General features: G+C 67.5%; 8 protein-coding genes. 6 read left to right on the plus strand and 2 right to left on the minus strand.

What is annotated here, in order from left to right; genetic code table 11:
• Positions 1–220, plus strand: a 220-nt coding sequence (locus AB0M95_RS40515) for a hypothetical protein (RefSeq protein WP_363776970.1), incomplete at its 5' end; no start/stop codon positions are given.
• Between the two features lie 320 nt (positions 221–540).
• On the opposite strand, the gene AB0M95_RS40520 is transcribed toward AB0M95_RS40515, so the two are convergent.
• The gene (locus AB0M95_RS40520) at positions 541–942 is read right to left on the minus strand and encodes a hypothetical protein (protein ID WP_358526116.1); all 402 of its coding nucleotides are present in this window, start codon (positions 940–942) and stop codon (positions 541–543) included.
• Between the two features lie 237 nt (positions 943–1,179).
• On the minus strand, positions 1,180–1,521 hold the full coding sequence (locus tag AB0M95_RS40525; RefSeq protein WP_358526117.1) for a hypothetical protein: 342 nt from the start codon (positions 1,519–1,521) through the stop codon (positions 1,180–1,182).
• A gap of 249 nt (positions 1,522–1,770) precedes the next feature.
• On the opposite strand from AB0M95_RS40525, the gene AB0M95_RS40530 reads away from it, so the two are divergent.
• The 5 genes from AB0M95_RS40530 (at position 1,771) to AB0M95_RS40550 (ending at position 5,442) form a co-directional block, all read left to right on the plus strand.
• A complete protein-coding gene (locus AB0M95_RS40530; RefSeq protein ID WP_358526119.1) occupies positions 1,771–2,625 on the plus strand; it encodes a helix-turn-helix transcriptional regulator in 855 nt (284 codons plus the stop codon).
• Complete coding sequence (locus AB0M95_RS40535; protein WP_358526120.1) at positions 2,585–2,797, plus strand: DUF397 domain-containing protein; 213 nt, start codon at positions 2,585–2,587, stop codon at positions 2,795–2,797. The genes AB0M95_RS40530 and AB0M95_RS40535 overlap by 41 nt, the downstream gene beginning before the upstream one ends.
• Before the next feature lie 477 nt (positions 2,798–3,274).
• Complete coding sequence (locus AB0M95_RS40540; protein WP_358526122.1) at positions 3,275–3,445, plus strand: hypothetical protein; 171 nt, start codon at positions 3,275–3,277, stop codon at positions 3,443–3,445.
• Positions 3,446–3,910: 465 nt separating this feature from the next.
• Positions 3,911–4,297, plus strand: coding sequence for a hypothetical protein (locus tag AB0M95_RS40545; protein ID WP_358526123.1), 387 nt, complete (start codon positions 3,911–3,913; stop codon positions 4,295–4,297).
• Between the two features lie 143 nt (positions 4,298–4,440).
• Positions 4,441–5,442: a DUF4192 domain-containing protein gene (locus AB0M95_RS40550; protein ID WP_358526125.1), complete on the plus strand. Its 1,002-nt coding sequence runs from the start codon at positions 4,441–4,443 to the stop codon at positions 5,440–5,442.
• Positions 5,443–5,815 lie beyond the last annotated feature (373 nt).

The raw sequence follows: 5,815 nt of genomic DNA on the forward strand, positions 1-5,815 counted from the left end.
GTCCCTGCGCGGCCTGACCTGCATCTCCTACAACCCCCGCCCCAAGGAGCCGGACGTCTTCGACCCCTACTTCCGGGTCCGGGACCAGGGAGGTCAGCCCGGCCAGGTGGTGACCGCGTGCGACTGGCTGGTGCTGGCCAAACCGTCCCCCGAGGCCAAGAAGGGCTACGGCTGGATGCGACCGCCGAATCCGGAGCCTTCTCAAGAGGTGATCTGGTGACCGCGCCCTCTCCCACCTCCTCCCGTCCCTTTCGATTCACCGGCGGACTGAGCGAGCCGCCCGATCAGGGGGAGCCGGGGTGCCGCAGCACACCGGCAAGCGGCCACAATTCGTCCTTCAGGCCGTGGTCTTGGGCTCGTAGCCTCGCGGGCGCGGTCGTCCACGCAACCGGCGCTCTCGCTTCGCTCGCCCGCCCCCGGCACGCCCGGTATGCGTTGCCTCCCTCGTTCGCCCGCGTACGGCCTCGCCTCACGATCGCTGTTCGTGCACGAGGGGTCGTCTGGTAAGCCTTCGGGTGGGCACAGAGGGGCCAGCGAGGCCTAGAGGAACTGGGCCTGCCGCTGCCGGATCACTTCGCGGCCCCGGAGGAAGGAGACGACCTCGCCGACCTCACGCAGCGGCCAGCGAATCGGGACCACGTTGACGTCCATCCGCGATACGACGAAGAACGTCACGTCCTGCGTGTCGGGGAAGTCACGGATGACCACGGTCGCCCAAATCGCCTGGTCACCTCCAAGGATCTGGAGCTCTGGCGTCTGAAACTTCGGCGACGCTAGGAGCGCCCGACCCTCGACGGGTTCCGGCTCACGGAGATTCACCTTTAGCGACGAACCCAGCTCACGGGCGATGGTCTTCAGGTTCTCGACGTCCGTGGCCGCTCGCGTCGCCGACACCGGTCCGGCGGTCGCGAGTGTCGCCGTAACCGGCTCGCCAGAGTTCATTCGCCAGATCCCATTCTTCGTCGGTGAGCGGCGGCTCTCCGGTCATCTGGAGGATTCCGTCGATGTCGTCACGACCGAGGCCCCAGGTGGCCCAGACGTGGAAGTGACCCTTGCGTGGCGCGCGAGGTCGCTCCAGTTCCACGCTTCGGCGAACTACCGCGCAGGCTGCGCGTGCGGCCTCGTGGATGGCTGGACTGGCCGGCAGGTTCGAGGCTGCCCACGAAAGGCCGGCGTACATCAGACGGGCGCTATCAGCGTCGTGCGATCACCCCTGAAGATCGCATGACCGCTGATGCTCAGCGGGTCTTGGGAGCTGACCTCGGTCAGCTTTCGGGCGATGGTCAACGCGTGCTCATGGGTCGCGTACGTCTCGGCGAAGCGCATGGCGACCCTCTGAGCTGTTGAGGTGATGTCGGTGAGAGGGCTGAAGGAGTACTTGCGACGGTGGCGGCTGATCATGTGGCCGCCCCACCACATGAACCCGACCTCGGCGTCCGTCCAGACGATCAGGTCGTCTCCCAGGAAGACCATCGCGATACCGGCCCCCGAGTAGACGGTCGACTCGATGTCGTAATCCATGAGCGCCAGCTGAAGGTCACTGGCCCCTTTCAGGGCGATTTGCGCCTGATCAGGCTGAATCGGGCGTCTTTGCTGGCGCGGAATCCTTTTGGGTAGTTCGAGCTCCGGAGCCATGGCCTACTACCACTCTCTCGATTGCTTGGGGCTTCCAAGCATGCCGATGACTGGCTACGCTCGGTAGGCCATTTAGTTCTTCAACATGTGGACAGAATCTGTAGAAACGCCTGTAGAAACACAGGGGGCCTGGCCATGCCGAAGTCCGTCGAGCTCAACCCTGAGGATAGTCCACGCGCATTATTCGCATTTGAACTGCGCCGTTATCGGAAGGCAGCGGGCTTGTCCCAAGAACAGCTTGGCGGACGCATCGGGTTCTCGGTCCCGCTGATCAGTGCGGTGGAGACCGCCAGACGCCCACCGACTAGGGAGTTCGCCGTCGCCGTCGATGAGGCACTCGAACTCGAAGGTGCTCTGATCCGGCTCTGGCCCTTCGCCTACCACTCGGCGACGCCAACGTGGTTCCGGCCGTGGCTGGAGTTGGAGCGCGAGGCGACGGTTCTCCATGCCTGGCAACCGCTGGTGGTACCTGGGCTCCTCCAGACAGAGGACTACGCGAGGGCGATCTTCCTGGGAGAGCCTCGACCGACCTCGGACGTGGTGGAGGAGCAAGTCGCAGCCCGCATGGTGCGGCAGAAGATCTTTGATCGCCCGGAGCCCCCGATGTACTGGGTGATCCTGGACGAGGGCGTCCTGCATCGCGTCGTAGGGAGCCCAGAGACTCTGATCGGCCAGCTCAGAAGGCTGGAAGAACTCGCCAGGACACCGCACATCACGATCCACATCCTGCCCTACAGCTCGTATGTCACCGCAGGGCTGGAAGGCGGATTTGTGATGGCACAGATCCCCGGCGGGGCCGATACGGTATACATCGAGGCTGTCGGAAGCGGGCAACTCGTAGAACGTGTGGAAGAGGTCCGACTCCATCGCATGAGATACGAGATGCTCCGAGCCGAGGCCCTTCCCGGGCGAAGTTCCATTGAGCGGATTCGGGAGATACGAGAAGTCCATGAGTCACAGCGACGAACTCAAGACAGCGAACTGGACTAAGTCCTCTCACTCGGGGGGCAGCGGCGGCGACTGCGTGGAGGTGGCCCGCCTGTCCAGGGGGTACACGGGCGTGCGGGACAGCAAGAACATCGGCCCCGCACTGGTGCTCTCGGGCGAGGCGTGGGCCACGTTCGTGGCCGGCGTCAAGGCTGACGGCTTGACCGACGCGTAGCACTGGGACGTGAAGGGCCCGTGACGATCGTCACGGGCCCTTCTGCGGTACACCCGGCATGGGCGATTGCCTTGGAAGCGGAAGTCCCCTGGAGGAAGAGGCGGTGCTGACTCCGAGCCGGAGGCAACCGCGTCGCTGCGAGGCGGAGTGGGAAGGAAGCCCGAGGCGAAACCCTGCACCGAGGAACACCAACCGCGTATGAGGCCACCGAGGCCGAAATCGCCGACGCGGTCGCCGCCCTGCTGGCCAAGCCAACACCGGACCCGAGTAACCGGACAGGCCCAACGCCCGGCGCATCGCGCGCGACCGGCGGGTCACGGCCCGCACCCGCGCCGCCGCCAGCACCCCCCGTCTCGCTCCCGGAACCAGCCACCCCGCCGAACCTGAGGCATTCCCGGCGGCGGCCAGGAACGAGCCGCTGGCCGAGGTGATCCCGCCAGGGCTGTTCGATCCCGTGGAAAACCCCTGGAGACGCTCGTGACCGACCGCGGCCGCATCACCGGCACCACGGTGCAGTCCGTGGACGAGCAATCCGGGCAGCATCTGACCACCCTCCCAGGCTGGCTTGAGCTGCGGATGCCCCACCACGCCGCTGGCCGCGACGACGGCACACCCCCGACGCTCAATGCGCGCGGCGTTCACCTGTGACGGGCTGGTCATTGTGGGTCGTTCGGCGAGGCGACCACCACCAGCGCAGCAGCGGCCAATGGACGCCCGGTTCCCGAAGCCGAGACGACGCTTGCGATCGATGAGGCCGGTCGTCACGTTGCGGTGGCTGATCATGAGGGTTGCGGTATCTGGCTGTGGGATCGCCCCGGGGGTTCTGAGGTGGGCGTTCACGCCGCCTGTGCTGGTGGGTCTGCCTGCTCCCTGATCCCGGCCTTGCAGTCTGCGCCGCACTGGCCGTAGCCGCAACCGGGCTTTCGCTGCGCTCATCCCCGGCCGGCCAGAGATCTTTTCCTCCTTCGTCGGAAAACATCTTGGCGGCCCGGGGACCGCTCGGTTGCGTCCCGGCGGGCGTGCGTCGCGGGCGCCTGCTGCCGGGAAGGGGCAGACGACCCCAGGCCGCCAGCACGGCGGCCGACCCGTCCCGGCAGGAACCGGGAGGATCCCATGAACAGCCAGCTGTCCGCTCACATCGTCGGCCACCTCATCGCCGCGCCCCGCACGTTCTCCCTGCGCGAGGGGGTCGGCTGCGACCTGCGGGTCCTGGTCACCCGCCGCTTCTACAACTCCGTCGGCATCCCCACCACCGCCGAAACCCGCGTCAAGGTCGTCACCTACGACACGGTGATGGCCGAGCGCCTGATCCGCGACTACCAGATGGGCGCCTTCGTCGAGATCATCGCCGACAACGTCCGGGTCGAGAAGCCCTGGCAGAACAAGCAGCGCGAGTGGATCTCCGGCAGCGCCGTCTTCACCCTGGAGAAGATCCGCCACGTCACGGTCCAGACTCCCGAGAGCAGCGATGTCCTCGCCGGTGTGAGCGTCGCGTCCTGACCAGCCGTCGCCCCGGGCGGCCGCAGCCGCCCGGGGCGGGCGGTCCCCGTCCTCTGCGGCCCGGTCGCCATAACGCGCCGGGCCGTTCTCCCACCTTTGCCGGCTCTGCCCGCGCGCCCTTTCGTGTCTGGAAGGACATCGCTATGAACCCGCCCGACAAGCTCCTCATCACCTGCCCGTCCGACGCCGTCGCCGTCACTCCCTACCTGCTGGGCTTCCATCCCCACGATTCCCTGGTGGTCCTCGGTCACGGCGGGGAGCGCAGCTTCGCGTTCCGCCTGGATCTGGTGGGCCCCGAGCACTACAGCGACCTGCTGATGCAGTTGTCCGGTCTCCTGATCCGCAACGACGCCGACGCGGCGATCCTCCTCGGCTACGGGCCACGGGAGAGGGTGGTTCCCCTCCTGGCCGAGGTTCAGGACGCGTTGCAGGACCTCGTCACGGTCACCGACGTCCTGCGCGTGGACGGGGGCCGGTGGTGGTCCCTGATGTGCGCCAACCTGGAGTGCTGCCCTCCGGAGGGAACGCCGTACGACGTCGAGACCTCCCGCCTCGCCGCGCAGGCCACCTTCGCGGGATTGGTCGCCTACGGCAGCCGCGAGGAGATGGCGGCGATCCTGACGCCGGTCGAGGGTGAGGATCGGGTGTGGATGGTGGCCGAGACCGAGCGCGCCGAGCAGGACCTGCTGCACGCCGGGCCGTCCTCCTCGCTGCTGGTTGAGGTAGGGCTGCCGCTGGTCGGCTCGCTCATCGGCCAGGACCGCAGGCTCACCGACCATGAGGTGGCACGACTGTCGATCGTCCTCACCCACATCCGGGTTCGCGACGAGGCATGGGTGCGGATCCCCGGCCTGGACCCGCAGCAACAGCTGCGGCTGTGGCTGGACGTCACCCGCCGTGCGGTAGGCGAGTACGCCGCCGCGCCGGCGGCGCTGCTGGCCTTCCTCGCCTACATCAACGGGAACGGGAGCCTGGCCAGGATCGCGCTCGACCGGTGCCGCCAGGTCACGCCCTCCTATTCGATGGCCGAGCTCATCCGGGACTGCCTCAACCTGGGCATCCCGCCGGAGACCGTGCGCGACAAGATTCTCGACACCCGGGACATGCTCCCCCAGTCCCGGGGGGACTCCGCCGAGTACGTGTGACACGCCCGCGCCGGGGCGGCGGTGCTCTACGCCGCCCCGGCCGGCTGACCGTACGGCGGTGGCAGTCTATTGCCGTCGAGCGCGGGACGACCGGCGTCGTGCACCAGCCGAAGCTCCGGGCCAAGGGTGTTGCCGATCGGCGTCGGAGGCCGGATGGGCAGGGGGCGTCGAGCACCGCGTTGCCGTGAGTCGGGCTCCCCCACGGCATTCCAGTGCCCAGAGCGCAGCAGACCCACCCGCGCCGCGCAACCTGCATCAAGGCCCGGCTCCAAGGCGCAGGTTCTGCGCCGGCTCCGGAGTTCCAAGATCTTTCTCCTTCGTCCGAAACATCTTGGAACTCCTGGCGTGGAAGTTGCGCGACACGGCCGGGCCC

It is taken from the genome of Sphaerisporangium sp. NPDC051017, from assembly GCF_040683095.1.
Taxonomy (GTDB): Bacteria; Actinomycetota; Actinomycetes; order Streptosporangiales; family Streptosporangiaceae; genus Sphaerisporangium.